Source organism: Arthrobacter sp. zg-Y1143 (genome assembly GCF_030125565.1).
Classification (GTDB): domain Bacteria; phylum Actinomycetota; class Actinomycetes; order Actinomycetales; family Micrococcaceae; genus Arthrobacter_B.
In genome coordinates, this window is record NZ_JASKLW010000009.1 from 21,777 (window position 1) to 46,750 (window position 24,974).

Annotated in this window: 25 protein-coding genes; 11 read left to right on the forward strand and 14 right to left on the reverse strand. The window is 67.6% G+C overall.

Annotated elements, in window-relative coordinates; all coding sequences use genetic code 11:
* The first annotated feature begins 201 nt into the window (after positions 1 to 201).
* Positions 202 to 1,473, forward strand: coding sequence for an MFS transporter (locus QNN98_RS10720; RefSeq protein WP_283997026.1), 1,272 nt, complete (start codon positions 202 to 204; stop codon positions 1,471 to 1,473).
* 10 nt (positions 1,474 to 1,483) lie between these two features.
* Positions 1,484 to 2,566 carry a PLP-dependent cysteine synthase family protein gene (locus QNN98_RS10725; protein ID WP_283997028.1) on the forward strand — a complete coding sequence of 361 codons (1,083 nt, stop codon included), beginning with the start codon at positions 1,484 to 1,486 and terminating at the stop codon, positions 2,564 to 2,566.
* Here the strand turns inward: QNN98_RS10725 and QNN98_RS10730 are convergent.
* Both QNN98_RS10730 and QNN98_RS10735 read right to left on the reverse strand, forming a co-directional pair.
* Positions 2,563 to 3,237 (reverse strand): GNAT family N-acetyltransferase, encoded by a 675-nt coding sequence (locus QNN98_RS10730; RefSeq protein WP_283997030.1) that lies wholly within the window; start codon positions 3,235 to 3,237, stop codon positions 2,563 to 2,565. The two genes, QNN98_RS10725 and QNN98_RS10730, sit on opposite strands and share 4 nt — an antisense overlap.
* Positions 3,158 to 3,760, reverse strand: a complete 603-nt coding sequence (locus tag QNN98_RS10735; RefSeq protein ID WP_283997032.1) for a GNAT family N-acetyltransferase — start codon at positions 3,758 to 3,760, stop codon at positions 3,158 to 3,160. Before QNN98_RS10735 ends, QNN98_RS10730 begins: the two co-directional genes overlap by 80 nt.
* Positions 3,761 to 3,894: 134 nt before the next feature.
* Between QNN98_RS10735 and QNN98_RS10740 the strand changes: the two genes are divergently transcribed.
* From QNN98_RS10740 to QNN98_RS10760, 5 genes are all read left to right on the forward strand, one after another.
* On the forward strand, positions 3,895 to 4,890 hold the full coding sequence (locus QNN98_RS10740; protein ID WP_283997034.1) for a patatin-like phospholipase family protein: 996 nt from the start codon (positions 3,895 to 3,897) through the stop codon (positions 4,888 to 4,890).
* 316 nt (positions 4,891 to 5,206) lie between these two features.
* Positions 5,207 to 5,581, forward strand: coding sequence for a hypothetical protein (locus tag QNN98_RS10745; RefSeq protein ID WP_227927409.1), 375 nt, complete (start codon positions 5,207 to 5,209; stop codon positions 5,579 to 5,581).
* The gene (locus QNN98_RS10750; protein WP_227913560.1) at positions 5,578 to 6,120 is read left to right on the forward strand and encodes a hypothetical protein; all 543 of its coding nucleotides are present in this window, start codon (positions 5,578 to 5,580) and stop codon (positions 6,118 to 6,120) included. Before QNN98_RS10745 ends, QNN98_RS10750 begins: the two co-directional genes overlap by 4 nt.
* A gap of 102 nt (positions 6,121 to 6,222) precedes the next feature.
* Positions 6,223 to 6,642: a hypothetical protein gene (locus QNN98_RS10755; protein ID WP_227913559.1), complete on the forward strand. Its 420-nt coding sequence runs from the start codon at positions 6,223 to 6,225 to the stop codon at positions 6,640 to 6,642.
* A gap of 92 nt (positions 6,643 to 6,734) precedes the next feature.
* Positions 6,735 to 9,770 (forward strand): alpha-mannosidase, encoded by a 3,036-nt coding sequence (locus QNN98_RS10760; RefSeq protein WP_283997040.1) that lies wholly within the window; start codon positions 6,735 to 6,737, stop codon positions 9,768 to 9,770.
* Positions 9,771 to 9,780: 10 nt separating this feature from the next.
* Here QNN98_RS10760 and QNN98_RS10765 read toward each other — a convergent pair whose 3' ends face one another.
* Positions 9,781 to 10,257, reverse strand: a complete 477-nt coding sequence (locus QNN98_RS10765; protein ID WP_283997042.1) for a hypothetical protein — start codon at positions 10,255 to 10,257, stop codon at positions 9,781 to 9,783.
* A gap of 78 nt (positions 10,258 to 10,335) precedes the next feature.
* Positions 10,336 to 11,202: a DUF1684 domain-containing protein gene (locus tag QNN98_RS10770; protein WP_283997044.1), complete on the reverse strand. Its 867-nt coding sequence runs from the start codon at positions 11,200 to 11,202 to the stop codon at positions 10,336 to 10,338.
* 95 nt (positions 11,203 to 11,297) lie between these two features.
* Between QNN98_RS10770 and QNN98_RS10775 the strand changes: the two genes are divergently transcribed.
* From QNN98_RS10775 to budC, 3 genes are read left to right on the forward strand one after another with little or no spacing between them, the layout of a single operon-like run.
* The gene (locus QNN98_RS10775; protein WP_283997046.1) at positions 11,298 to 11,957 is read left to right on the forward strand and encodes a peptidyl-tRNA hydrolase; all 660 of its coding nucleotides are present in this window, start codon (positions 11,298 to 11,300) and stop codon (positions 11,955 to 11,957) included.
* A 20-nt stretch (positions 11,958 to 11,977) separates the two neighbouring features.
* The gene (locus QNN98_RS10780) at positions 11,978 to 13,219 is read left to right on the forward strand and encodes an MFS transporter (protein WP_283997048.1); all 1,242 of its coding nucleotides are present in this window, start codon (positions 11,978 to 11,980) and stop codon (positions 13,217 to 13,219) included.
* 60 nt (positions 13,220 to 13,279) lie between these two features.
* On the forward strand, positions 13,280 to 14,047 hold the full coding sequence (gene budC, locus QNN98_RS10785) for a meso-2,3-butanediol dehydrogenase (protein WP_227913553.1): 768 nt from the start codon (positions 13,280 to 13,282) through the stop codon (positions 14,045 to 14,047).
* Between the two features lie 109 nt (positions 14,048 to 14,156).
* Here the strand turns inward: budC and QNN98_RS10790 are convergent, their stop codons facing one another.
* From QNN98_RS10790 to QNN98_RS10820, 7 genes are all read right to left on the reverse strand, one after another.
* Positions 14,157 to 15,719, reverse strand: a complete 1,563-nt coding sequence (locus QNN98_RS10790; protein ID WP_283997051.1) for an HNH endonuclease signature motif containing protein — start codon at positions 15,717 to 15,719, stop codon at positions 14,157 to 14,159.
* Positions 15,720 to 15,879: 160 nt separating this feature from the next.
* Positions 15,880 to 16,638, reverse strand: a complete 759-nt coding sequence (locus tag QNN98_RS10795; RefSeq protein WP_283997053.1) for an SDR family NAD(P)-dependent oxidoreductase — start codon at positions 16,636 to 16,638, stop codon at positions 15,880 to 15,882.
* 75 nt (positions 16,639 to 16,713) lie between these two features.
* Positions 16,714 to 18,552 (reverse strand): Na+/H+ antiporter NhaA, encoded by a 1,839-nt coding sequence (gene nhaA, locus QNN98_RS10800; RefSeq protein WP_283997055.1) that lies wholly within the window; start codon positions 18,550 to 18,552, stop codon positions 16,714 to 16,716.
* An 11-nt stretch (positions 18,553 to 18,563) separates the two neighbouring features.
* Entirely contained in the window at positions 18,564 to 19,409 is an 846-nt protein-coding gene (locus QNN98_RS10805) for a tyrosine-protein phosphatase (RefSeq protein ID WP_283997057.1), read from the reverse strand.
* A gap of 134 nt (positions 19,410 to 19,543) precedes the next feature.
* A complete protein-coding gene (locus QNN98_RS10810) occupies positions 19,544 to 19,927 on the reverse strand; it encodes an RNA-binding S4 domain-containing protein (RefSeq protein ID WP_227926659.1) in 384 nt (127 codons plus the stop codon).
* A gap of 12 nt (positions 19,928 to 19,939) precedes the next feature.
* Complete coding sequence (locus tag QNN98_RS10815; protein WP_227926660.1) at positions 19,940 to 20,815, reverse strand: HNH endonuclease; 876 nt, start codon at positions 20,813 to 20,815, stop codon at positions 19,940 to 19,942.
* Between the two features lie 3 nt (positions 20,816 to 20,818).
* On the reverse strand, positions 20,819 to 21,109 hold the full coding sequence (locus QNN98_RS10820; protein ID WP_283997061.1) for a DUF1540 domain-containing protein: 291 nt from the start codon (positions 21,107 to 21,109) through the stop codon (positions 20,819 to 20,821).
* A gap of 220 nt (positions 21,110 to 21,329) precedes the next feature.
* On the opposite strand from QNN98_RS10820, the gene zapE reads away from it, so the two are divergent.
* Positions 21,330 to 22,400 carry a cell division protein ZapE gene (gene zapE / locus QNN98_RS10825; protein WP_283997063.1) on the forward strand — a complete coding sequence of 357 codons (1,071 nt, stop codon included), beginning with the start codon at positions 21,330 to 21,332 and terminating at the stop codon, positions 22,398 to 22,400.
* A gap of 20 nt (positions 22,401 to 22,420) precedes the next feature.
* Here the strand turns inward: zapE and QNN98_RS10830 are convergent, their stop codons facing one another.
* From QNN98_RS10830 to QNN98_RS10840, 3 genes are all read right to left on the reverse strand, one after another.
* Positions 22,421 to 23,398, reverse strand: coding sequence for a hypothetical protein (locus tag QNN98_RS10830; protein WP_283997065.1), 978 nt, complete (start codon positions 23,396 to 23,398; stop codon positions 22,421 to 22,423).
* A gap of 9 nt (positions 23,399 to 23,407) precedes the next feature.
* Positions 23,408 to 23,791: a DoxX family protein gene (locus QNN98_RS10835; protein ID WP_283997067.1), complete on the reverse strand. Its 384-nt coding sequence runs from the start codon at positions 23,789 to 23,791 to the stop codon at positions 23,408 to 23,410.
* 143 nt (positions 23,792 to 23,934) lie between these two features.
* A complete protein-coding gene (locus QNN98_RS10840; RefSeq protein WP_227926664.1) occupies positions 23,935 to 24,951 on the reverse strand; it encodes a LacI family DNA-binding transcriptional regulator in 1,017 nt (338 codons plus the stop codon).
* Positions 24,952 to 24,974 lie beyond the last annotated feature (23 nt).

The window sequence follows — 24,974 nt, forward strand, 5'->3', positions numbered from 1 at the left end:
CGGTCCTCCTGGTGCTGACCTGCTGTACGGAATGGTTCCCCTTGACCATAACGATTATCAGGGTACTTATGAAAATGCCTGCGGGGCGGCGCACCGTGGTCTTGCGCACTTCCCGGCCGCTGGTCTCTTAGGGTGACTGGACCCGTTGGTGCCGGCCAGTCCGCTCTCCGGGTGAACAGACGGGCTAGCGGGGGAGCGGCATTGGGCAGCACATCGGGTTCCATCTGGTCCAAGCGTGCCTTCCGGGGGCTGTGGCTGGCCAACGCGGTGGAGCATGCCGGGCATGCAGTGGCCGTGTTCGCCGTCTCGGTAGCAATGATCACCGTCCTGGACGCCACCGAGGCCGAGGTAGGCCTGGTCGCGCCGCTGAGCAGCGCGGGGCCGCTGCTGTTCGGGCTGGTGGCCGGAGTAGCGGTGGACCGCTGGGGCCGGCGCCGGACCATGTTCACGATGACCTGGATCCGGGCGGCTGCGTACGGCTGCGCCGTGGCGTTGTTCTGCCTGGGCTGGTTGGCTGCATGGCAGCTGCTGGCGGTGCTGGTGGCAGTGAGTATTGCGGACTCGTTTTTCATGGCCGCCCAGACATCGCTGCTGCCCATGCTGGTGGGAAGGCCGCGGATCCCTGAGGCCGCCTCATCCCTGATGGCAACCGACCAGGTGATCTCCTTGGTCGGTCCGGCAGCCACCGGGCAGCTGGTGAAGCTGCTGCCGGCACCCGCCGCGCTGGGGCTGAGTGCCCTGGCCCAGCTGGTGGCCGCCGTCGGCCTGGCCCGGCTGCCCGACGACGAACCGGGCAGGGCGAAAACTGAGCGCCCGTCCGTCCGAGCCGCCGTCGCGGACGGCTGGCGGTTCATGACCGGCCATCGGCTGCTGCTGGCCATGGTCCTGACCACGGCTACGAACAACTTTGCTGCGGGGCTGTACCAGGCCGCGGAAACCTGGTTCATCTTGGAGGAGCTGGCATTGGATCCGGCTGTTTTCGGTGCCGTCTGGTCCGTCAGCGCCGTCGGCGGGATCCTGGGCGCGGTGGCCGCTCCGAGACTAGGACGGGCGATCGGGCCGTTGCGTGCCATGCTGCTTGCCGGCCTGATGATGCCGCTGAACTTTGCCCTGATTCCGCTCACCGCTCTGTGGCCGCAGCTTGCGGTGCCCAGCATAGGGGTCTCCTTCACGCTGTTCGGACTTGCGCTGGGGTTCATGAGCGTTAACGGCACGGCGCTGTTCACTCAGCTGACCCCTGACGCGATGCTCTCCCGGTTCTCGGCCACCCGCCGGACCATCACCCAGGGCAGTTTTGTGGTTGGCGGGCTTCTGGGTGCGATGCTGCTGGCCGTGGCCGGTGCCGTGCCGACGCTCTGGGCGGCCGTGGCCATTGCCCTGCTGCAGGGCGTATTCCTGTTGCGGATGGGGGTTCCACGCCGGGGCGGCCCGACGCCTGCCGAGCTGCCGGATGAGGTGGCTGCCGCCACGTAGGGTGGGGAAGGTGAATAGCCATACCAGTCGGGACCGCAGCTGGGCCGAAGACGCCATCCGCCGGATCGAAGCCGAGGCGGCACGTTCCGCCGACACACACCTGTTCCAAATTCCGGTGCCCACGGGCTGGGCGGTCAAGGTGTACCTCAAGGACGAGTCGACGCACCGGACCGGCAGCCTCAAGCACCGGCTGGCCCGGTCCCTGTTCCTCTTTGGACTGGTGAACGGCTGGATCCGGGAAGACACCACCGTGGTGGAGGCTTCCAGCGGGTCCACGGCCGTATCCGAAGCCTACTTTGCGCAGCTGCTGGGCGTGCCGTTCATCGCCGTGATGACCAGGACCACCAGTGCGGAGAAGATCGCGCTGATCCAGCAGTACGGCGGCAGCTGCCACTTTGTGGACGATCCTTCCGAGGTCTACGCCGCAGCCGAGGACCTTGCCCGCAGCACCGGCGGCCACTACATGGACCAGTTCACCTACGCCGAGCGGGCCACGGATTGGCGCGGCAACAACAACATTGCCGAGTCGATCTTTTCCCAGCTGTCGCTGGAGGAGCATCCGGTGCCCGAATGGATTGTGGTGGGCGCTGGCACCGGCGGGACCAGCGCGACCCTGGGCCGGTACATCCGCTACCACCGTTATCCCACCCGGCTGGCGGTAGTGGACCCGGAACGTTCGGCCTTCTTCCCCGCCTGGCAGACCCCCGATGTGCCTGCCGTGGGCGGACCGTCCCGGATCGAGGGGATCGGCCGGCCGCGCCCTGAACCGAGCTTCATTCCGGCCGTGATCGACCACATGATCCAGGTGCCCGACGCCGCCTCCGTGGCCGCTGCAAGGCACCTGCGGAGCGTAGCCGGGCTGCATGCGGGGCCGTCCACGGGCACCAACCTCTGGGGCGTATGGCAGCTCGCCGCCGAGATGGAAGCACAGGGCAAGGCCGGCAGCATCGTGTCGCTGATGTGCGATCCGGGGGACCGTTATGCGGCGTCTTACGGCGACGACGACTGGCTGGCTTCCCGGGGCCTGGATCCGGCTCCCGCAGAGGCCGTGCTGCAGGAACTCTTCGCCACCGGAAAGTGGCCCGCGCCCTAGGGGGAAACGCCGGCGGTGTCCGGGAACGAAGGCGCCGCAGCCTCAAAATCGATCCGCATCACTACCCGCCGCGGGGTGGGATGGCTGACCTCCGTGAACCCAGCGGCATCGAAAACACTGCGGCTGCCTACGAACAGTTCGCCCCAGGCCACCTCCTTTCCCGGCTCGGTCAGCATGGGGTAGCCCTCCAGGGCCCTGGCTCCCCGCTCCCGGGCGAATCCGACGGCACCCCGTGCCAGTGCATGGCTCACCCCCTGACGCCGGTAGCCCGTCCGGGTGACGAAGCAGGTGACGGCCCAGACGCCGTCGTCGGCCTTGTCTTCTGTCCGCCCGCTCCACGGAACCCGCAGCCGTTCCAGCCGGGGATAGGCGGTGCGCGGTTCCACCGCGCACCAGCCAACAGGTTCGGCGTCCAGATACGCCAGCAGCCCGCTGGTTGATCCGGCGTCAGGGCTGCCGCAGTTGGCCTGTTGCCGCAGCCGGTAAGCCCGCTCTTCCTGCGGCATGGCCCGCCACTGCTCCCGGCTGGCCTTGAACCACTGGCACTGGCAGCGGTGCGGGTCCCCGCGCCCGGCGAAGACGGCCTGCAGATCAGCCGGGGAGCCCTGGTTGGCGGGCCGGACTGTCAGTGTCCCGCCGTTCGGGCTCACCGTTCCGATTGTGCGGGACATCGTGGTCCTCCTGCTCGGTGCCGGTTTCCTTGGGGTTCGCGGTGAGGTGGTGCTTGAACCCGATGTGTGTGGGCTCGAAGCCAAGGCTTCGGTAAAACCGGTGCGCGTCTTCGCGCCTGAGATTGGAAGTGAGCTGGGCCAGTCCGGCACCGTTTTGCCGCCCTTGGACAAGGGCCCAGTCCATCAGTGCAGCTCCCAGACCGCGTGACCGGAGATCGGCGCGAACATGCATCGCCTCCACCTGCAGCCGGGTTACGGCTCCGGCCGCCAGGCACGGGAGCAGAGTCAGCTGGGCAGTGGCCGCAATGGCTCCGGCGCCGTCCTCAACGACGGCGAGGAAATGGGCGGGGTCCGCATCGATGGCTTCGAAGGTGCGACGGTAGGTGTCCAGATCGGGGTGCGGTGCTTCCGGCGACCCGAGCGCGTCTGCCTCCAATAGCGCCGCGATCGGCCCGACGTCGGCCCGGCAGGCCCGGCGCACGCGGAAGGACCCGGCCAGCAGCGGGGCAGGATGGATTTGCATGCCCGCAGTCTGCCACACCCGTCCCGCAGTGCCGGAGAGCAGGTGCCGGAAACGGCCCGCTCCATTGACCGGCTATGCCGGGGCGGGCAGGGTTAATGGGACCGGACCACCGCTGCCGCCGTCAGGAGCCGTTTATGCTTCGTATTCTTTCGATTGACGGTGGTGGCATCCGCGGCATCATTCCAATCACCTGGCTGATGGCGCTGGAGGAACAGACCGGACGGCGGACGGCTGACCTCTTTGACCTGGTGGTGGGCACCTCGGCCGGCGGCATGGCTGCCCTCGCTCTGGTCTCGCCGCGGAACGGAGGAACGCCGTACAGCGCCGACGAGGTGCGGCAGTTGAACCTGGACAGCGCCGAGGAAATTTTCCCCCAGGCCGGAGATCCGCAGGCCGGAGATCCGCAGGCCGGTGCCCCTCAAACCGCGGACCAGTATGCCGGTGCCCCGCGCTACGCTGCTGAACCCCTGCAGCATTATCTGGGGGAGGCACTTGGTGATGAGCCCCTGTCCCGGGCGGTCCGGCCGGTAGCAGTGACCACCTGCGACCTCGCCCGCACCGAAGCCCTGTACTTTGCCGGCGGCGGGCTGGAACCCTCTGTCCTGGGCGACGCATCCATGGCGCTGGCGGCCCAGGCGACGGCGTCGCTGCCCCGGTACTTCCCGGCGGTGCCCTACACCGATCCGGAGGGGACGGCCCGGCAACTGGCAGACGGCGGGCTGGCTGCTGATGATCCCGCACTGCTGGGATATTCGCTGGGTTCGGTATTGCCGCAGGCTGTGGACGGCGTCCTGCTGGTCTCCCTGGGCACCGGGACCAGCACCGGGACCCGTAACGCGGGGCTGCGGCTGGGCGCGGAACAGACCCAGCAGACCCCCGAACTGCAGGCCCTGGAAAAAGACCTGGCCATGGTGTTGAGCGGGCCCGGACAATTGGCCCGGGATTGCCTGCAGCTGATCCTGGGCGACAGGTATGTCCGGATCCAGACAGACCTGCTGCCAGCGGCCAGCAATGCGTCCGACGATGCCAGCCAAGACAACTTGGAGGGCCTGATAGCGACCGCCGAGAAGATGGTGCAGGACACGTCCGCGGACCTGGACCGGCTGGCCCGGCAGCTTCCGGAGGGGTGAGGGCCTTGGCAGCGGAAGTAATCAGCGGAAGAATTATGGGAAAAGTGCTGTTGTGCAGCGCCCTGTATCGGCAACTCTTCCCGATCCGGCGATGAGAGAGGCAGCTGTGGGCGAAAACTTGAGGCGGGTCCGTCGAATAGTGCATGTGCAGTTCGGGACCGGGCAACCCGCAGACAATTACACCCAAACCTGCGACCGGCTTGACGCGGCGATTGCCGCCACGGCGGCGAGTCAGGAGGTGCTTCGGAACCAGGCCCGGGCGGCATGGGAGGTGGTGCGGCACTACGGTGCCGTTACGCGGTCCTATGAAACCCGCATGAAAAGCCTGGAAGCCGTCATAGCCGAGGAGCATCTGGCCGGCGGCCAGGCTGTCAGCCTCGCCCAAACAGCGCGCCGCATGTATGACCTCGCGGTGCGCATCGAAGCCACGGCTCGTCACCACTTTGACGTTGTCCGTACCAAGGAATCCCGTGTGGAGGAATTGATGCACAAGCTAACAAGTTCCAAATCCCAGCTGAAGCTGGCCCAGACTGCGGAGAACCACCGGAACCGGCTGCGTCTGCTGGAAGCAGGGGCCGAACAGGATCCCCTGATCCACAGCCGAAGCAGATATGACCGGGAGCTGCACGAAGCTGCGCGGCTCGCCCACGAAGCCGAGGCGCTGGCGGGGCTGAAGGGCGGCTGGTCATGATGCCCGCACAGACCAGTCCGGTTTTGGTCCCCATACCGCTCAGCCCGCGGCGGAGCCATTCGCTGCGCACGGTCGCCGGACTGAGCATGGCCGCCATGCTGTTCCTCTTCCTGGGCGGCGGGGACCTGGTGACGGTGCTTATCGGGTTCGGCTTCATCCTCCACCCGGTGCAGGCAGCCACCGACAAGCTGGTCCGCTGGCCCCGCCAGGACCGCACCGACGCCGAGTCCCTGACCCGTGTAGTCCGCGAATACTTCTACAACGCACCCGCCGTCGATACCCGGGGCGTGCGGGAGCTGGCGGCAACACGGCAGCTGCAGATTAACGACGACGGCGGCGGGCAGCTGCGCATCGCCCTCACCGGCCGGCGGAAGCCAACTCCTGCAGGCAGCCGGCCTGAGGCCCGGCTGTCCTACCGGTGCGGGGACGTGGGCCTGGCGGACTTCGACCGCCTGCTGCAGAACGCCGAACGTGATCCGTCCGTGCGCCGTGCCACGGACCGGATGCGGCGCCCGGAACCCGGCCGGGCCGCGTCCTGACAGCACACGGGTGATTACACCCGCTGCCGGGGTTGCCGGGCTGCCTGAGTCTCGGCCGGCGCCCCGGCAACGGACCCCCGTTCCGGCTGGGATCATGGAGGTATGCAAACTCTCAGCCTCCAGGACGCCATCAGCCTCGCCGAACGGGCAGCCGCTGTGGCCGAAGACCATATTCCCTACGGTTCCGGGCTGGGTGCTCCGACGTCGTTTACGCTGGCCTGGCTTCTGGCGCGCAGCGGCATGGAAGGCATCCGGGTAGCCAGCGGCAGCTCGGGGATGGGGGACCATTTCTGGGTGGAAACCGGGCAGTGGCGGATTGACCCGACCCTGCGCCAGTTCGCGCAGCTGAACCACAAACCCCTGGTGGAGCCGGTGGAAGAACCCGGCAATTTCGCGGCGACCAAGTATTACGCGGTCCCGTCCACCCGGCAGGAAGCGGTGCGTGAGGTCTCCTACGGATTCCGCAACGCCGCCGAGACCGAAGACTTCGTGCGCGAGATGGAAGCGGCCATCGCCCTGTAAGGGGCCCCGCAGCCTCCCGGGCATAGCTCAAACGGCACCGGATGTACTAGCCTCGGGCGGACCCACTGCCGGGAGTAGCCAAGGGGCACTGCATGCACGAGAACCGTGAGCTGGTCGAGGCCCGAATCAACCGCTTCCTGCGTGAACGTCTGCCGGGGCGGGTATGGCGGGAGCGGCAGGCGGCGGCGCTCGCGGTCTGGGAGGCGCCGGGGGAACCGGTGCCGTTCTCCCTGGCGGTGGGCCGGGACTACCGGCCCTTCAGCACCGGTTCGCCGTGGGGCGCACCGTGGGGGACCACCTGGTTCCGGGTGTCCGGTACCGTGCCGGAAGGCTGGGAACCGGGCAACGGAAACCGGGCAGAGCTGTTGATTGATTTGGGGTTCCCCGGGGGTGGTCCCGGATTCGGGGCCGAGGCGCTGGTCTACACGCCGGACGGCGGCATTGTGAAGGCGGTGGAGCAGAGGAACATGTTTGTTCCCCTGCCCCAGGCGCCCGGCGAGGCCTTTGAGTTTTACGTGGAGGCGGCGTCGAACCCGAATGTCGCCGCAGGGTTCACCTTCGCCCCTACGCCGCTGGGAGACCGGAACACCGCGGGGGAGGCGCCGCTGTATGTCTTCCGGTCCGCCGATGTTGCCCTGTTCGATGCCGGCGTGTGGAACTTGGTCCGGGACTTCTGGACGCTCAACGGGCTGATGCACGAACTGCCCATGGACCTGCCGCGGCGGTATGAGATCCTGCGGGCACTGGAACGGGCAGTGACTGCCGTGGACCCTGCGGATGTGCCAGGTACTGCTGCGGCCGGGCGGCAGCAGTTGGCGCCCGTGTTGTTCTCACCCGCCTATGCCGGTGCGCACCGGGTATACGCCGTCGGGCACGCCCACATTGACTCGGCCTGGCTGTGGCCGGTGCGCGAAACCGTCCGGAAGGTGGCCCGGACATTCGCCAACGTGCTGGAGTTGATGGACACGGAACCGGAGTTCGTTTTCACGGCGTCCTCCGCCCAGCAGTACGCCTGGCTGCAGGAGCACTACCCGGAGCTGTTCGCCCGGGTGGCGGAACGGGTGCGTGAAGGCAGGTTTGTGCCGACCGGCGGGATGTGGGTGGAATCGGACACCAACATGCCCTCCGGGGAATCCCTGGCCCGCCAGTTCGTGGCCGGGAAACGGTTCTTCCGGGAGCAGCTGGGGGTGGAGCCGGAAGTGGTGTGGTTGCCGGATTCCTTCGGCTACTCAGCCGCGCTGCCCCAGATCGCACGGGCTGCGGGAGCACGCTGGTTCCTGACCCAGAAGATCTCCTGGAACGAAACCAACACCATGCCGCACTCCACCTTCCGCTGGGAAGGCATCGACGGCACGCAGCTGTTTACCCACTTTCCGCCAGTGGACACGTACAACTCTGAGCTGTCCGGGCAGGAACTGGCACGGGCGCAGCGGCAGTTCGCGGAGAAGGGGTTCGCCAACAGTTCGCTGGTGCCCTTCGGCTGGGGTGACGGCGGCGGCGGACCCACCAGGGAAATGCTCGCCGCCGCGCACCGGACGCAGTCCCTGGAAGGCTCCCCGACTGTCCGGCTCGCTACTCCCGAACAGTTCTTCGCGGCGGCAGCGGCAGAACTGGCGGACCCGCCCGTGTGGTCCGGTGAGCTGTACCTGGAGTTCCACCGCGGCACCTACACCAGCCAGGCCAACACCAAAAAAGGAAACCGCCGCAGCGAGGCCCTGCTGCACGAGGCCGAACTGTGGTCCGCTGCCGCCACGCTCCGTGCCGGTGCCGCCTATCCCTACCGCGAGCTGGAACTGGCCTGGCAGACGGTGCTGCTGCAGCAGTTCCACGACATCCTGCCCGGCACCTCCATCGCATGGGTCCATCAGGAGGCGGAGCGGAACTATGTCCGGGTGGCCGCGGAACTGGAAGTGCTGATCGGCAACGCGGCGCAGGCGCTGCTGGGGGAGGGCGCTGAATCGGCGGTGTTGAATGCGGGGCCGTATCCGCTGGAGGGGACGCCGGCGTCAGGCGCGGGACCGGTGCCGGGTTCGGGGAGGGGGACGTGGGAACCGTCCGGCGGCGGCTGGCGCATCAGCAGCGGCAGGCTGCGGCTGCAGGTTACTGCCGAAGGATTGTTCAGTTCCCTGATCGAGTCCGGCTCCGGCCGGGAGGCGTTCCCGCCCGGCCGGCCCGGAAACCTGTTCCAGCTCTTCCGCGACACTCCCAACCAATGGGATGCGTGGGACCTGGACGCGCACTACCGCTTCAGCAGTACGGATTTGATGCAGCCCGAGGCCATGGTGCCGGAAGCAGGCGGACGGGTGCTGCGGATTGAACGCTCCTTCGGGCACACCCGGATCACCGAACGGGTGTCGCTGAGCCCGGACGGTTCAGCGGTGGACCTGGACCTGGAGGTGGACTGGCACGAGCGGCAAAAACTGCTCAAGCTGGCCTTCCCGCTGGACGTGCATGCCGACCGGGCGGCGTCGGAAATCCAGTTCGGCCATATCTTCCGGCCCACCCATGCCAACACCTCCTGGGATGCGGCCCGGTTTGAAACCGTGGCGCACCGGTGGATCCATGTGGGCGAGCCGGGCTTCGGCGTCGCCGTGGCCAACGATTCAACCTATGGACATGACACTTTCCGCGAGGTGGTGGACGGGCGGCCCTGCACCATGGTGCGGGTTTCCCTGCTCCGGGCACCGCTGTTTCCGGATCCGGACACCGACCAGGGGTTGCACCGGTTCCGGTATTCGCTTCGGCCCGCCTCCGGGATTCCTGACGCCGTGGCGGAGGGCTACAGGCTGAACCTGCCGCTGCGCACCGTGACCGGAACGGCCCGGACCCACCTGGCACCGCTGATCAGGGTCAGCAGTCCTGCGGTGGTGGTGGAAACGGTGAAGCTGGCCGAGGACCGCAGCGGGGACGTGGTGGTGCGGTTCTACGAAGCGCACGGCAGCCGGGCGGAGGCCCAGCTGCGCACTGACTTCCCATACACGGCGGTCGAGGCCACCGACCTGCTGGAACGTACGGTCGAATCGGATGTGCTGGGCGGGGAGGTATCCGGGGCGGTCTCCGGAGCTGCCGGACCGGTGCTGCGGCTGCGGCCCTTTGAACTGGTCACACTGCGTTTCCGCCGGGCCTGACACCGGGGTTCTACTTTGAGATGTTCTCTTCCGCCACCCTCAGCAGCTGTTCCTCGTTCTCCCGCACGTCGACAGGGCGTTTGCCGGACAGCTGCCGGTTGGGGGTATAAAACCACAGGGCAATCTGCTCGTCCGGCCAGCCGGCGTAGCGTCCCATCCGGATGACATCCTTGACTGCAGGGATGACCCGCCCGCCGGCAGGCTCGAACTGGAACCCCGGATACAGGAAATGCCCGCCGCGCTGGACGGCCAGTATCCGGCCCTTGCCGGTGAGCTGGCGCGCCATGGCGTTCTGTCCGCCGCCGAACCCCAGCCGCTGGGCTATCTGCGAGATGGTAAACAGCCCGCCGTCCCGTTCCATGACCTGCCACTGTTTCTCCGCGTCGCGGTCAGCAGCAGGGGCCTTTTCGGCGCCGCGTTTCGCCGCCGGAGCAGAGCCGGCGGGGGCCTTCTCGGAGCTGTGCCGCTGGGGCTGACGATCGCTCATGCGGCCAACGCTACCGCCGCAGCGGAGACAGGGGCAGGGGTGGTGCCCACTTTGGGCCCTGCAACCACCAGAGGCAGGTTAGACGGCGTCCGGGCGCTTCTCGCCGGCTTCCACGGCTGCACCAATCCGGTTGCCGTCAACGGGCATGGGGCAGGTGCCGAATTCAGTGAAGGCGCTGGGATAGTTCACGGCGAAGTTGAAGTCCAGGACTACGGTGCCTCCCGCCGCTGTTCCTGTTCGTGCTCCTGTTCCTGCTCCGGCTTCAGCGCCGGGTGCAGGGGCGGGGAACGTCAGGCTGCGCCACCCGGCCGTTGATCTGCCGTTGGTCGTGTCGTGGAAGGTCAGGTTGAGGGTGCCCGGACCGGCGGCGCTGACCTGCAACCGGTGTTCGGCTGCATCCCCTGGCAGGAACAAGAGAACCTCGCCCACGGAACGCTGCACCCCCGGAACTTCGGGATGGGCCGTTCGGATGGGCACTTCCACAGGCTGGCGGTAGGGTTCGAACCGGCCGGAAAGAACCCACTCCGGCGCGTATTCGTAGACGGGCACGCCGCTAAAAGACGTCCGCACGGGCGAGGCAGCGTCACGGGGACGCAGCGCATACCGTCCGGCCCTGCGGGCAAGTTCAACCACAACCTGCCCGCCGCTTCCGGCCCCGAATCCGACCCAGTTCAGTGATTCCTCGTCCGCCAACGACGCCGTCAGCCGGCCCTGTGCCGGTTCACCAGAGGCCAGCACCCGCAGGCCGTCAGCGGCAGCGGCTGCCAGCACCGCGCCGTCGTCGGACCCGGACCAGAGCCCGGGCAGGCCGTCGAACTTGGCGGGGTGCTCCGGCAGCCAGTAAAAACCGGACAGGCTGAGCCATCCGTGCTCCTCTGCCAGGGACGCATTGCGCCGTTCGCGGAAGCGGAGCCACTCAGTGCGGGCTGTGTCGTCAATGCTCATGGAACCAGTATCCCCAGATCCGTCCGTTTCCCCGGAATGCAGCGCTGCAACCCGGTTGTCCGCCTCCCCGCCGGCGGTCATGGAAAACTGGAGTTATGCAGCCGTTCGACAAAGTCCAGCCCATTGTCCTGCTTGTGGACAAAACCGACCCCGCAGCGCACCGTGACGCCGTGGCGGCAGCCGCTGTCGCCAGCGTTCGCGCGTACGCCGCCACCGGGGACAGCGAGGCCTGGGAGAACTGGCTCTACGGCCGGTTCACGAAAACCGTGCGCCGTGCCAATCCCACCACCTTTGCCCGCTTGGCCGCTGCCGCGCCGTCGGGCGCTGTCACCGTGGGCCGGGCGCAGGCCATTGCCTTTGAACCGGTCACTTACGAACAGATGCCCAAGGACCTGGCCAAGCTGCAGGTCTCGGGCACACAGCTGCCCGACGATGAACCGGCGCCCTGGCCGCGGTCCGCACCGGTGATCGTCCTCAACGCGGACCTTGAGATGTCCACGGGGAAGGCTTCAGCCCAGGCCGCCCATGCCCTGCTGTCCTGGTTCCTGCAGCTGCCGTTCGCCGAGCAACTGGCCTGGCACGAGGCCGGCGAGCCCGCCGGCGTCCGCTTCACTGCGGGTGAGCGGTTCACTGCACTGGCCGGTAGCGACGGAACCGGTCCGCTGATTGTCGACGCCGGAATGACCGAAATCGCTCCCGACACCGCCACGGCCTTTGTCGTAATCTCCGCGGACGAACCCGCACGGCGCCCCTAGGGCGTGGTAGAAAGTTTCGAATGAGCCAGACGAGGAAGACCCCTGCAGGACACGGAACCCGGCCTTCCCTTCCCGTCTTACTGACGGCGCTGGCCGTCATCCTGGTGGCGGTGAACCTGCGGCCCGGTGCTTCGTCCGTGGGGCCGGTGCTGGCAGAACTGCAGGCCGGGCTGGGGATCGGTGCCACCGCAGCGGGAGTGCTTACTGCGCTGCCCGGGTTGACCTTCGCCGTAGTCGGGGCGCTCGCAGTCGCGATTTCCCGCAAAGCAGGCATCAACGGGTCCATCCTCCTTGCTCTGGCCGCCATCGCTGCCGGGCTGCTGCTCCGGTCCCTGGTGAATTCCGCTGCCCTGTTCCTGCTGCTGACGGTGCTGGCTTTCGCCGGCATGGCGGTGGGCAACATCCTGGTTCCGGCGTTCATCAAGCGCCACGGAGGGGCGCGGCTGGCCCTGATGAACTCGATCTACGGAACCACCCTGGCTTTGGGAGCAACCCTGCCGCTGCTGCTCGGCGGGGTGCTGGCCGGAGGGGATCCCAACGGCTGGCGGCTGAGCCTGGGTATCTGGGGTGCAGCGGCCCTGGTGGCCTTTGTCCCGTGGACCCTTGTCGCGGTTAAAACCGGCCGCGACGTGGTGGCGGGAGAACAGCGGCAACGCAGGGAAATGAAGATGCGTTCCTCCCGCACCGCCGTCGCGCTGAGCATTTTCTTCGGGGTGCAGTCCATGCACGCCTACGTGCAATTCGGCTGGGCGGCGCAGATTTACCGCGATGCGGGCCTCGAGCAGGGGCAGGCGGGGTTGATGGCGGCCATCATCGCAGCACTCGGCATTCCCGGCGGGCTGATCATGCCGGCGCTGGTGGCCCGCTCCTCGCGGCTGCGGTTCTACATTGCGGGCTTGGGCGTTCTAATGCTGGCCGGGTATTCGGGCCTGCTGCTGGCACCGGCCACCCTGCCGTGGCTGTGGGCGCTGTGCCTGGGGCTGGCCGGGTTTGCCTTCCCTACCGCGCTGGCCCTGATCACTGCCCGTTCGCGGGAGCCTCGCACCACCGCCCGGCTTTCGGGCTTCATCCAGCCCGTGGGGTACCTCTTGGCTGCTTTGGGGCCGTTCGCCATTGGCGCGCTGCACGATGTTTCGGGCAGTTGGACCCTGCCGTTGGCGATCCTGCTGGGCTCAGCCGTGGTGATGGTGGGCGCGGGCATCCGGGCCGCTGAACCGGTCTATGTGGACGACGAACTGGAGACGGCCCCAAAAGCCCGGTGATAGGTTCGTAAGGACTGGCACTACCGCTGGCACCTGCTTATTGAGAGGAAGGCTTTGCACATGGACAACCGTTTTGAGGGCAAGGTCGTAATCGTCACCGGCGCCGGATCGGGCATTGGCGAGGCTACGGCCCGCGGGTTCGCCGCCGAAGGAGCCACCGTGGTCATGACCGACACAGTCGCCGAAAAAATCAATGAAACCCTGGCCGATCTGCCGGGCGGCCGGGCCACCGCCGTCGTCGCCGATTCGGGCAACTGGGACGATGTCCGCAAGCTGGTTGAAGACACCGTCGCCGCGCACGGGCACTTGGACATCCTCGTGAACAACGCCGGTACGCTCTCCCAAGGGCCGGTGGAGGAGACCGACGTCGAGGAATGGCACCGGGTGCTGGACACCGACCTTTCCGGAGTGTTCTACGGCACCAAGGCGGCCATGCCTCACCTGATCGAAAGCCGCGGCTGCATTGTGAACACGTCATCCGTTTCCGGTATGGCCGCGGACTGGAATATGAGCGCCTACAACGCTGCGAAGGGCGGGGTCACCAACTTCACCCGCGCAGTGGCACTGGACCACGGCAAGGACGGGGTACGCGTGAATGCCGTGGCTCCCGGGCTGATCTGGACCGATCTGGTGGAGGACAAGAAGGACGACGAGGAGCAGAAGGCCAAGTTCGCGGAACGGATTGCCCTGGGCCGCATCGGGCAGCCCGATGAAGTGGCCGACGCGATCCTGTTCCTGGCCTCCGATGCCGCTCGCTTCATCACTGGGGCGATCCTTCCCGTGGACGGCGGCACGACCGCCAGCAACGGACAGCCGCCGCAGGCCTAGGAGCTTTGGCGGGGGTTTTGGCTGGGGTTTTGGCGGCGAGCTTTGCTGGGGGGAGCCGGGCCGGCTCGCAAATTACATCCCACTGCGGCGCTCGCTGACGGTGCTCTGCTCAGAACGGCGGAACTGTTTCCCCTAAGCGGTCTGGTACAGGGCGTGGTGGCGCCAGTTCCAGAAACGGTTCGGTTCGGTAGATCCGTCCGCTCGGTGAGGTCCACTCCATCACGCCCGGTTCGGGCTGGGACGCTTTCCAGAATCCCAGGGTTTTGAACCGGTGATGCCGCCGGCACAGATGGGCGAGGTTGCCATGATCCGTGGGGCCTCCGTCCGCCCAATCGGTGGTGTGGTCAATTTCCGAGACCGCAGTGCTGACCCGGCAGCCGGGGAACCGGCAGGTCCCGTCCCGGGCACGCAGCCACCGGGCCAGTCCGGCCGGGACTTTCCGTCGCCTGCCCACGCCGAGGATTTCCCCGGTGTCCGGGTTCTGGACGAGGCCGGTCCAGCGGGTCGCGGTGCGGGCGAGCCTGCGGGCTGCTTCGGCGCTAATTGGTCCGTAACCGTGCAGCTCAGCAGGGTCTTCGTTGGCTCCGAAGAGTGTTTCCGCGTTGATCAGGACCATGATTTCCGCTCGCGGCAATACACCCGATTTATCCGCGTCCTCGTCAGCGATGGCATTCTCCGGCCCGCTGCCTGCTGCGCGGCCAGCAGCACCACCACCGGCAGCGTCGGGTCCTGTGCCCGATCCGCGGCGTGCACTCCCGTCATCGAACCGGGCAGAACCAAGACCGCCCATAAGCAACTGGGCCAGAATGTCCGAGCGCAGCTGGTCCGTGGTCCGGGAATCCCCATCAGACTGTTCACCGCGGGCCGCACTGCTCAGCGCGGTGTAGATCTGCTGCGCTTCCGCCGCACGAAGATACGCCGACAGGCAGGACATCCCGTCTTCTTCCCGGTCCAGGGAGACCCGGCGCTTCTCGAACGCAGTGAGGTGCCGGACCTCAATGGTTTGCGGGTACTTCTTCTCCCGCAGCCGGCGGGCCTTGGCGGAGAACTGGGACCGGGTCTGACCTTGTGCCGCCTTCAGTAGAGCAGCTTCGAACTCTGGCAACTCGGCGGCAGGAACACTCTCACACTGGTCCAGCACCACCTGGGCATGCCCGTAGCTCAGGCTCCCGTCCTGCAGCGCCTCCAGTGTGGCCGTATGGGCGCCAGATAGGAGGCCCGCTTCGAACATCAACCGCTGCGCGGTGCCGTGCGGTATCTGCAGGAGGGCGGCACACTCGGCAGCCGCCAGTGTGAAAGCCATCCCGGGTTCCACCCGTCCGGTCGCGCCGGCGTAATCCTCCCGGAAAATGGTTTCCATCCGGTTCAGCGCCCGGGCCCGCTGCGCCTCCGCCCACGCGATCAGGTGTGCGACCCGGACCAGGACTTCACCGGTTGCCTGGTCGTCGAAGGATTCGAGGTTCGCCAGCGCCAGGGTTCCACTGAAACCATCCGGAAATCCCGAGGCAGCACTGGTCTGGTCGGCGGCAGTGCCGGCACCCGGGTCCGCCCGAAACACCGCTAATGTGCGATCCGTGTCCGACGCATCCTTGGTACCAGCCCGCCCCTCGGCGGTCCGGCGTGCAGCCTCTGGCTCTTCGGTTATCCGTTCGGTGTTCCCGAGCTGATCCATGGCTCAAGAATTTCACTAGGCACTGACTTTTCCGCGCCCAAAACAGGGCCACAATGACTCCTGGGAAAAGTCCAAATACCCGACTTTCGAATGCGACTACCTAGGTCCGGAAGGCACCCCGGAAGGCGCCGCTCAATACGCACCAGAGACCCCCCACCGGTCACCGCAGGTAGGACGCACCGTTCACATCGATGATGGTGCCACTGGTCCACACCGGCGCCTCGGTCGCCAGCCACGCCACGGTGGCCGCGACTTCCTCCGGCTCGGCCACGCGGTTGAACGGACTCTGCGCCCGGATCGCCACACCGCTCTCTCCCTCCAAAGCGGGCCGGCCCATCCGGGTATCCACAAAACCCGGAGCGACGGCGGCAGCGAAGACGCCGTGCGGAGCCAGGGACAGGGCCAGGGACTGGGTGAGCGCGTGCAGTCCGGCCTTGCTGGCCGCATAGGCGGGATTCTCGGGTTCCCCGCGGAACGCCCCGCGCGAGCCCACATTGACCAGCCGGCCGCCGTCGGGCCCCTGCGGACGGGACATCAGGTGGTCGGCCATCAGCCTGCACAAGTTCGCCGGTGCCACCAGGTTCACGTCCAGGGTTTGCCGCCAGGCCTGCTGCCAGTCGGTATAGGACCCGGACGTCACCGGCTGCGCCCGGAACACCCCGGCATTGTTGACCAGCACATCCAACCCGTCCAGCTCCCCAACTGCTTCAGCGAAAACGCGTTCGCATTCCTCCGGCGAGGACAGATCGCCGACGACGACGGCGTGCCCGGTCCCGGGAAGGGCAGCAGCCACCCGGCGGGCCGCCTCGCCGTCGTGACCCGTATGCAGCGCAACTGTGCAGCCGGCCTCCGCGAGGGCCGCTGCGATTGCGGCGCCGATGCCCCGACCCGCTCCGGTGACCAAAATCTTCTTTTCCATGGCTACAGAGCCTACCCGGCTGACCGACTGCACCGGGTCTGGCCGGCAGCACCGGGGCTAGCCGGCTGCGCCGGGTCAGGACGGGGAAGGCCGGGACGCTTCCAATGCCGCAATGAGGGTGGCGGCGTCATAGGGCCCGTGATGCCGGCGGGTGCCGACAAAAAACGTGGGTGTGCCGTTCAGGTCCATGGACTCGGCGTCGAGGGCATCATCCAAAACCCGGTTGCTGACCTCGGCGGAGCGCTGGTCCGCCTCGAAGCGTTCCATGTCGAGTCCCACCTCTTCCGCAGCGCGCAGCAGGTCTTCGGGCAGCAGGTCATCCTGGTGCTCAAAGAGGTAGGAGCTGTAGGAACGGAATTGTCCCTGCAGAGCGGCTGCCTCGGCCGCTTCCGCAGCTGCCACGGCATTCGGATGGACGCGGGAGAGCGGGAAATGCCGCCACACGTAGCGCAGCTGGGGTCCGAAGTGCTCCCGTACTTCCATGATGGTGCCGGTGGCCTTGCTGCAGAACGGGCATTCATAGTCCCCGTACTCCACCAGCGTAAGCGGGGCGTCCGGCGGGCCCACCACATGGTCCCGGGACGGATTCACCGGACGCGCCAAGACCTGTCCCGGCGGAACCGCGGGACGCCGCCGCTCCAGGACTCCGAAGACCGCTGCCCCTGCGGCGAAAGCGAGGACGGACGCGGCCAGGACAGCGACGCGTGCCTCGTTCTGCACGCCGGGATCGGGGATGGCCAGCCCGATGATGAACAGGGCAATGGTGAAGCCGATGCCGGAAAGCGCTGCCCCGCCGGCAATCCGACCCAGAGTCAGGCCAGGACCGAATTCCCCAATCCGCAGCCGCTTCAGTACCGCCGAGGCCCCGAAAATGCCAATAAACTTCCCCAGCACCAGGCCGCACACAATGCCCCACGCCAGCGGCGACTGCGCTGCCCGCAGCAGGGACTGCCCATCCAGCCGGACCCCCGCGTTGGCAAGGGCGAAAAGCGGCAGAATCGCATAGTCCACGTAGGGGGTGTATGCGCTGTGCAGACGTTCATTAATGGAAATCGATTCCCGCAGGCTGGACGCGGCAGCACGGGCATAGCCGGAGTTGGGCGACTGGCGGAAAACGCGGGCGAGGTCCAATGCGTGTTCCACCTGGTGCCGGCCGGGTGCAAACACCGGAACCAGCAGGGCGATGCCGACGCCGGCGAGGGTCGGGTGCACGCCCGAAGCGTAGAAGGCCAGCCAGGTAAGTACCGCCAGGACGGCATAGGCGGGACCGCGGCCCCGGGGCAGGTACCGGGTGCAGAAGACGGCGACCAATCCGGCGAAGGCCAGGATCAGGGCCAGGGGATTCAAATGATCGGTGTAGACCACAGCGATGACGCTCAGGGCGGCGACGTCGTCCACCACCGCCAGGGTCAGCAGGAAGATCCGCAGCCGGCCGGGAACTTTGGGGCCCACTATGGCCAGGGCGCCCAGCAGGAAGGCAGTGTCCGTGGAAATGACCACACCCCAAGCTCCGGCGTTGTCCGTCCCCATGGTTAGGAGCAGGAAAATCACTGCCGGTACCGCCAAACCCGCGGCCGCGGCCACCACCGGGACCACGGCCCGGGACCGGTTGGTCAGTTCTCCCAGGGCAAATTCCCGGCGCACCTCCAACCCGACGACGAAAAAGAAAACGGCCATCAAAACATCGTTGACCAGTTCGCGCAGGGTCAGTTCGAGGTCCATTCCGCCGGCGCGCACCTCTACGGTAGCCGCCCAGAACTTCTCGTAGGAGCCGGCCAGTGATGGGCTCACCCATATTCCGTTTGCCCACAGCACCGCTGCGAGCGTGGCCAGCAGCAACAGGGCAGCAGGCCGTTTGGGGCCCGTGCTGACCCTCCCGGGGGCAGAGGCAATGCGCTGCGGGCGGGCGGACACCGGAAGGCCCCCTACACCTGGGCCGGCACCGGCTGCACCAGCCGGCTGCGAAGTTTGCCCACCAACTCCGAGGTCAGTCCGCCGGCACGCAGCACCGCCATCGCCCCGGCCCCGCCGGCGCCACCGGCCCCGCCGGCGCCACCGGCGCCACCGGCCCCGCCGGCGCCACCGGCCCCGTCGGCGCCACCGGCCCGTCCGGCCAGCGTGTCCAGCATGGCCCGCATAGCTGCGGGATGCGCGGCAAGCACCGGGTGGTCCATCGGAATATCCATGCCGCCGCTGAGGTCTTTCAACCCCATCCGCCGGTATACCTCGGGCAACCGTTCCTGCGTCTTGGCGTAGTCCTGGGTAATGGCCTCCGGATCCGCTCCCAGCGCTGAAAGCAGCGCCGCGGCGAACAGGCCGGTGCGGTCTTTGCCGGCAGCACAATGAAAAAGCACGGCGCCCGGGGAATCGGCCACGGCTTCGAGTCCGCGCACCAGGCTTTCCTTCTGGGCGGTGAAGATCTTCGCGTACCAGCGGCCCACATGCTCAGGGGTGCGGACGGAGGCCAGGAGGTCTCCTGCCCGCTCGGTCGGAGCACCCATGGCATCAGTCAGGGGCAGGGCCAGATACTCCACACCGTGATTGGCGGACGGACCGCGCCCGGTCCGCTGTGCTTCCTCGGGGGAGCGGAGATCAATGACGGTGTGCAGGCCTGCCTCCACCAGCTCGGCGACCTGCTCCGGCGTGGTGGTGGCGACGTCGTCGGCGCGCAGGACCAAGCCGGGCCGGACCTGTCCGCCCGCTACCGCGATGCCACCCAAATCGCGCAGGTTCGCAAGCCGGGACGGGGGAGGAGTTGGTGCTTGCGGCATACCTGGGTTCCTTCTGCTGGATGTGGTCCGCAGCGGTGCCGGCAGCGTCCCGGAGAACAGTTGGGCACCATCTTAGGCACGCAAATGCTCGTGTGCGGCTGCCCCGCTGTGAGCTGTGACACCGCCGCAGCAGGTTAGCTGCCGCCGCGCAGCCGGTTCAGTTCGCGGCGGTCCTTTTTGGTGGGCCGGCCGGCGCCCCGGTCCCGCACCGGAATGCCGAGCGCGGGGGCTGCCGGACGGGCCGGCGTGTGGTCGGTGAAGCAGTGCGACGCCGCCTCGGCGCCCACGCGTTTGCTGATCAGCTGGCGTACTTCCAGGATCCGTTCGAAACCGGGCTGGCGCACACGGATGGTGTCGCCGGGCTGTACCGGCTGCGCGGCCTTGGCCGGGTTGCCGTTCAGCCGGACGTGCCCGGCACGGCAGGCGGCAGTGGCCGCGGACCGCGTTTTGTAGGCACGCACGGCCCATAGCCAGGCGTCCACGCGGACGGATTTGGAGGTGCTCGCTGGAATGCTCATGGATCTTCGAGTCTAGCGAAATCCGCGCAGCCGGTCAGCGTCTTCCTGCGCCTGCAGCTGGCGTGCACTGACAACGCGGCCGACGACGGCGGTTCCGGGGCCGGTCCCTGCGTCTTCTCCTGAAGCAGCCAGCAGTCCGCGCACTTCGGCCGGGGTCAACGGGTCCGGCACCCGGGTGTGGGCCACGGCGTGGCAGGTGGGGCACAGCGGCACCAGATCGCTCACCGGATCCAGGCGGTAGTCCTCGGCGAGATCCGGACCCGGAACCAGGAGGTGCACCTGAATCACGCCGGCACCTGCTGCGCCGTACCGGCTGGCGGGGTCCAGTCCGCAGGCAGCGCAGGCATCACCGTGGAAAGCCAGGCACACCCGCCGCGCCTCGGCGTCCTGCTCAAACCGGTTCACGTGCTGCTGCCGCAGCCACTGCCCGCCAACGGACCCCGGGCCGGGAACCACCGGGTCCGGCTGGGGGCCGATGAATTCGGACCAGATGCGCCGCAGGGCCGGAACCGCGGCGTCGGGAAGTGCGCTCAGGCCGGCCCGTCCAGCCCAAGGCAGCCCGGGCATCCGCTGAAGGAGGAGGGCGATGGGCAACTGCTCGCCCAAGGGGAGCAAGAGATCGAAATCCACCTCAAGGGTGGTGCCCCCGGAAGCAAGGGGGCCGGGCGCGGTGCCGTGGCCAACCAACCCGCGCGGGCCGCGCAGGTCGCTGCCGCGCTGCAGCAGCCAGACCTCGGTCCCCGCGGGAACCGGAACCCGGTTCCGGGCGGCCACGCCAAACCGCCGCTGCACCTTTCCGCCGCCGGCCAGAGCGGCCACGGCCGGGGCGAAACCGCCGGGCCAGGGCTCGGGCAGCTCAACGTTGGAGGCGAGAAGAACTGAGGGCATCGGTTACCGGGGCTGGTAGGTCAGGCAGTCCGCCAGTTCGGCGCCCGGCCCTACCCGTACGTCGTGGGCGTCGCACATCAAGTGGTCGTTGAACCTGCACTCGTTGCGCTGGCAGGCGCCCACCTGGGCCAGGATCTTGGGCAGGCCGCCGGTGGCCGAGGTATCAATGAAGGTGGAGCAGCTGGCATGCTCCCGCGATCCGCCCACGGTGATGGCATAAGCCGTACAGCCCTCATGGTTGAAGTCGCAGTTGGTGACGGAGCAGTCTTGGACATTGGCAACATGGTCGGTCATGATTCCTCCATAGCGGGGCTAGTCCGCTTGCAGCAATGGTTATTCGTTCCGTGCCGGACTCCGACCGTACCACCGCCCGGTTGGAATAATTAGGCCGAATTTCCTGCACCTATTTGTGCCGGTTTGCAGCCTTGTTAGGCGGCCCGGTCATGCCGCGCGCAGCCGGCCGGACAGCCGGTACGCATTTTGTGCCGGACTGCCGGTTGGGTAGAACGGAAGCATGTGTACCGTCCAGGCTGACAATGCCGCTGAGGAATTCCGCCGGGCCGCCGGCATGCAGGGCATGGACCTGGACCGGGGACAGCTGGCCGCCCTGCCCGCCCTCGTGAGCGCCGCCGCTGCAGCGCGTTCGCCCGAACCGGCCGCCGGGAACGCCTCCGTCTATCTGTGGGGGCCGCCGGGCCGGGGCAAGACGTGGCTGCTGGACACCCTGTTCGAGTCGGTGGACATCCAGGCCAAACGCCGCCTGCACTTCCACGATTTCTTCCGCGAACTGCACGCCCGCGTCTTCGCCGGCTACGGCGACCCCGGCTACCGGCGCGAGTCAGCGTTCGCCGCTGCACTGGACCAGATGCTGGGCACCGTGCGTCTGCTGTGCTTCGACGAGTTCCACGTCAATGATCCGGCCGATGCCGCCTTCATCACCCGGATGCTGCGCATGGTGCTGGATCGGGGGATAGTCCTGGTGGCCACGTCCAACTACGCCCCTGCCGAGCTGCTGCCCGATCCGATGTTCCATCACCTCTTCGAACCGGGAATCGCACTGATCACCGGGAATATTCAGGTAGTGGCGCTGGATGCAGGTGTGGATTACCGGACCGTGCCTACCGCCGGAACAACCGCCCGGAACACCAACGGGTTCGCCGCGGGGCATCACCTGCGCCGGTGCGCTCCGGCCCTGCTGGCCCGCGCCGGGCTGTCACTGCCGGGACCGGAGGAAGCGGCGCAGCTTACCCCGGGTACCCGGACGCTGCAGGCCCTGCGCGATGACGGGACGCAGCTTTGGTTCGACTTCGAGGACCTCTGCCACGCCCAGTCCGCCACCTCGGATTATCTGCAGCTCGCCTCCACACGGCGGCACTGGGTGATTTGCGGCGTGCCGGAAACCGGCGGTTCCAGCCCCTACGGCTGGCAGCGCTTCGGCAATGTGGTGGACGTGCTGTACGACGCCGGGTGCCGGCTGGATGTGATCGGCCTGCCGGATTACGACGGCGTGTTCCCCGGGACCGGCCATCCCACCGACCTGGCCCGGATCCGCAGCCGGTTCGGCATGCTCCGGCCGGTCCCGTAGGGCGCCTTCATTCTCCGTACCTATTTCCCGGCGTCGGCTGCGTCCCGGGCATCGGCGAGCTTCTGGCGGGCTTTTTCCACGGAGCGGCGGGCAGAGCGGGCCGCCCGCCGGGCAGTGTCCCGTTCGCGTTCCAGCCGCCCGGCCTGCCGGTCTGCTGCCGAGACCTCCCGTTCGAGCTCCCGGATCCGTTCGCGCAGGTCATCGATTTCATCCGTCAGCCGGTCGCGGCGGCCGGCTGCTTCATCTACTTCCTGCTGGGCGGTGTCGAACGCCTCCTGCGCTGTCCGTTCGTCGCCTTCGGCGTCCTGCAGTTCGGACTGCAGCTTCCGGACCAACCGTTCGGCCGCGGCCCGGCGGCGGCTGTCGGCGGCAGAATCTTTCCCGGCGCCCTTCGCCGGGCTTGGAGCTGTCCCGCTGGTGGCTGCGGTACGGTCCCCGGACCCGCTCCGGGCGGGCCGCACCGAGTCCGGATCCGCTACTGCGCCGTCGAGGTCCACTTCCTCCCAGCCGCTGGCAGCAAGGGAGCGGACCAGCTGTCCGCTGGCAACGGCGTCGGCGGCCGCTGAATCAGTCATTGCGGCCCAAAGGGTCTGCTCCGCCTCGCCGGCGAGGGCCTCGCTGACGGGATAGCCCAGGTCCGCGGCCAGGTCCCGGGCCGATCGGACGATGGCACGCAGCAGCCGCTGGCGTTCGGTGCTCAGCCGGCGCAGCTGCTTCTGGTCCAGGTCCTCCTGCGCTTCCCGCAGGGCAGCACCGAGGTCAAGCACCGCCGCGAGGTCATCCTGCTTCCGGTCCGCCAGCAGGTTCACGAGCCAGGCTGCGGTGGACGGTTTGGGCAGGGCCTTGATGCGTTTGGCCAGGTCCTTGTCTCCGTTCCGTCCGGCATCGGCGGCGCGGGCGTTGCGGGCGGCGGTGAACTCGGAGGGCAGGAGCGCGTAGAGGTCCGCCACCACGCGGGCAAGGGGCGGATTTTCGGGTTGTTTGGAAGCGGCAGCCACTCGAGGCTCCTACATGCCCAGGGCGGAGAAGGCACCGAACCTGCCCAGTGCAACCACCAGCGAGAGGGCCATCAGGATGGCCGCCAAGGCAATGCGGTTACGCTCTCCGCGGCGGACATGGACCATTATGGCCAATGCCATCATCAGCGCCAGGCAGGACGCAGCAACGGGGGTCAGCACAGGCAGCCACCCGGTTGCCTTCGGCAGCACCAACCCGGCGGCGCCCAGAACCTCGAGGAGCCCAATGAGCTTCACGGTGCCGGCGGGAAAGTCCTCCGGCCAGCGAAGATTGTCCACAAGCCGGGCATGCCGCTGGGACAGCTTCATGAATCCGACCCCGGCAAAAAGCAGTGCCAACACCAGCTGGATGAGCCATAAGACCAAAGACAGCATGCGTATCCAGACGTCTTTCTGTAACAGGGCGCGGGAAAAGGAGGCAGTGGACCAATCTCAACCTAAGCATGGCCGTCCCCGCGGGATCTCTGCAATAACGGGCGTGGCGCAATAACCAATGTGACACGCGTCCGCCGGATCGTTCAGGCGCGCAACCTGCCGGGAACAGCTGTGCTGGAACGGACCACGAACTCGGTGGGAAAAAACCCGAAATCGTCCACCGGCTCGTTGCGCATCAGCGCCAGGACGGCGGCCACAGCAGCAGCCCCCTGCCCCTCGGGACTTTGCGAGATGGTGGTCAGACCGAAGACTTCGCCCATGTCGTGGCCGTCAATCCCAATCACGGAGAGGTCTTCCGGCACCCGAAGCCCCAGGTCCCGGGCGGCCAGGATGGTGCCGACGGCAATCTCGTCAGCGGCGCAGAAAATTGCCGTAGGCCGGACGTCTGGCCGGGCCAGCAGGGCTTTGGCGGCCCGGAAACCACCGGCCACGGAGAATTCAGCGCTGGCCACCCAGCCCGGCTCGGGCGTGAGGCCGGCGTCGCGCATGGCTCCTTCGTACCCGGTGCGCCGGGTTCCGCCAAGCTGGAAGTCCCGCTCCAGTTCCTCACCGCCGCCGATATGGGCAATCCTCGTGTGTCCAAGGGAAATCAGGTGCCCGGTGGCCAGGGCCGAAATGCCAACCTCATCCACACGGATGGCCGCGGTGCCCGGGAGCGGACCGCCAATGGCCACAATGGGCTTGTCCACCGCCCGCAGCTGGGCCAGCTCTTCATCGGTGAGCCGCAGGGCAACGGTGATTACCGCGTCCAGCCGTTTTCGCCGCAGCATCTCCTTGAGCACGCTTTCCCGGTGCCCCGGGCCGTCCCCGGTGTTGTACAGCGTCAGGTCGTAGCCCGCCTCAATCAGGGCCGACGCCGCGCCCTCCAGCACCTTGGCAAAGTACCAGCGCCCCACACCGGGCATCACCACTCCCACATTCCGCGTCCGGCCCGAGGCAAGGGAGGAAGCGTTGTAGGAGATGACGAATCCCAGCTCCTCAGCTGCCGCAAGCACCCTCCGGCGGGTGCTTGCGGAGACCGCACCGTTGCCGCTGAGCGCGCGGGACACCGTGGCTGCGGAGACGCCGGCGTGGGCTGCGACGTCTTTGATTCCTGGCACGGTGTTCCTCCGGAGCGATTGCG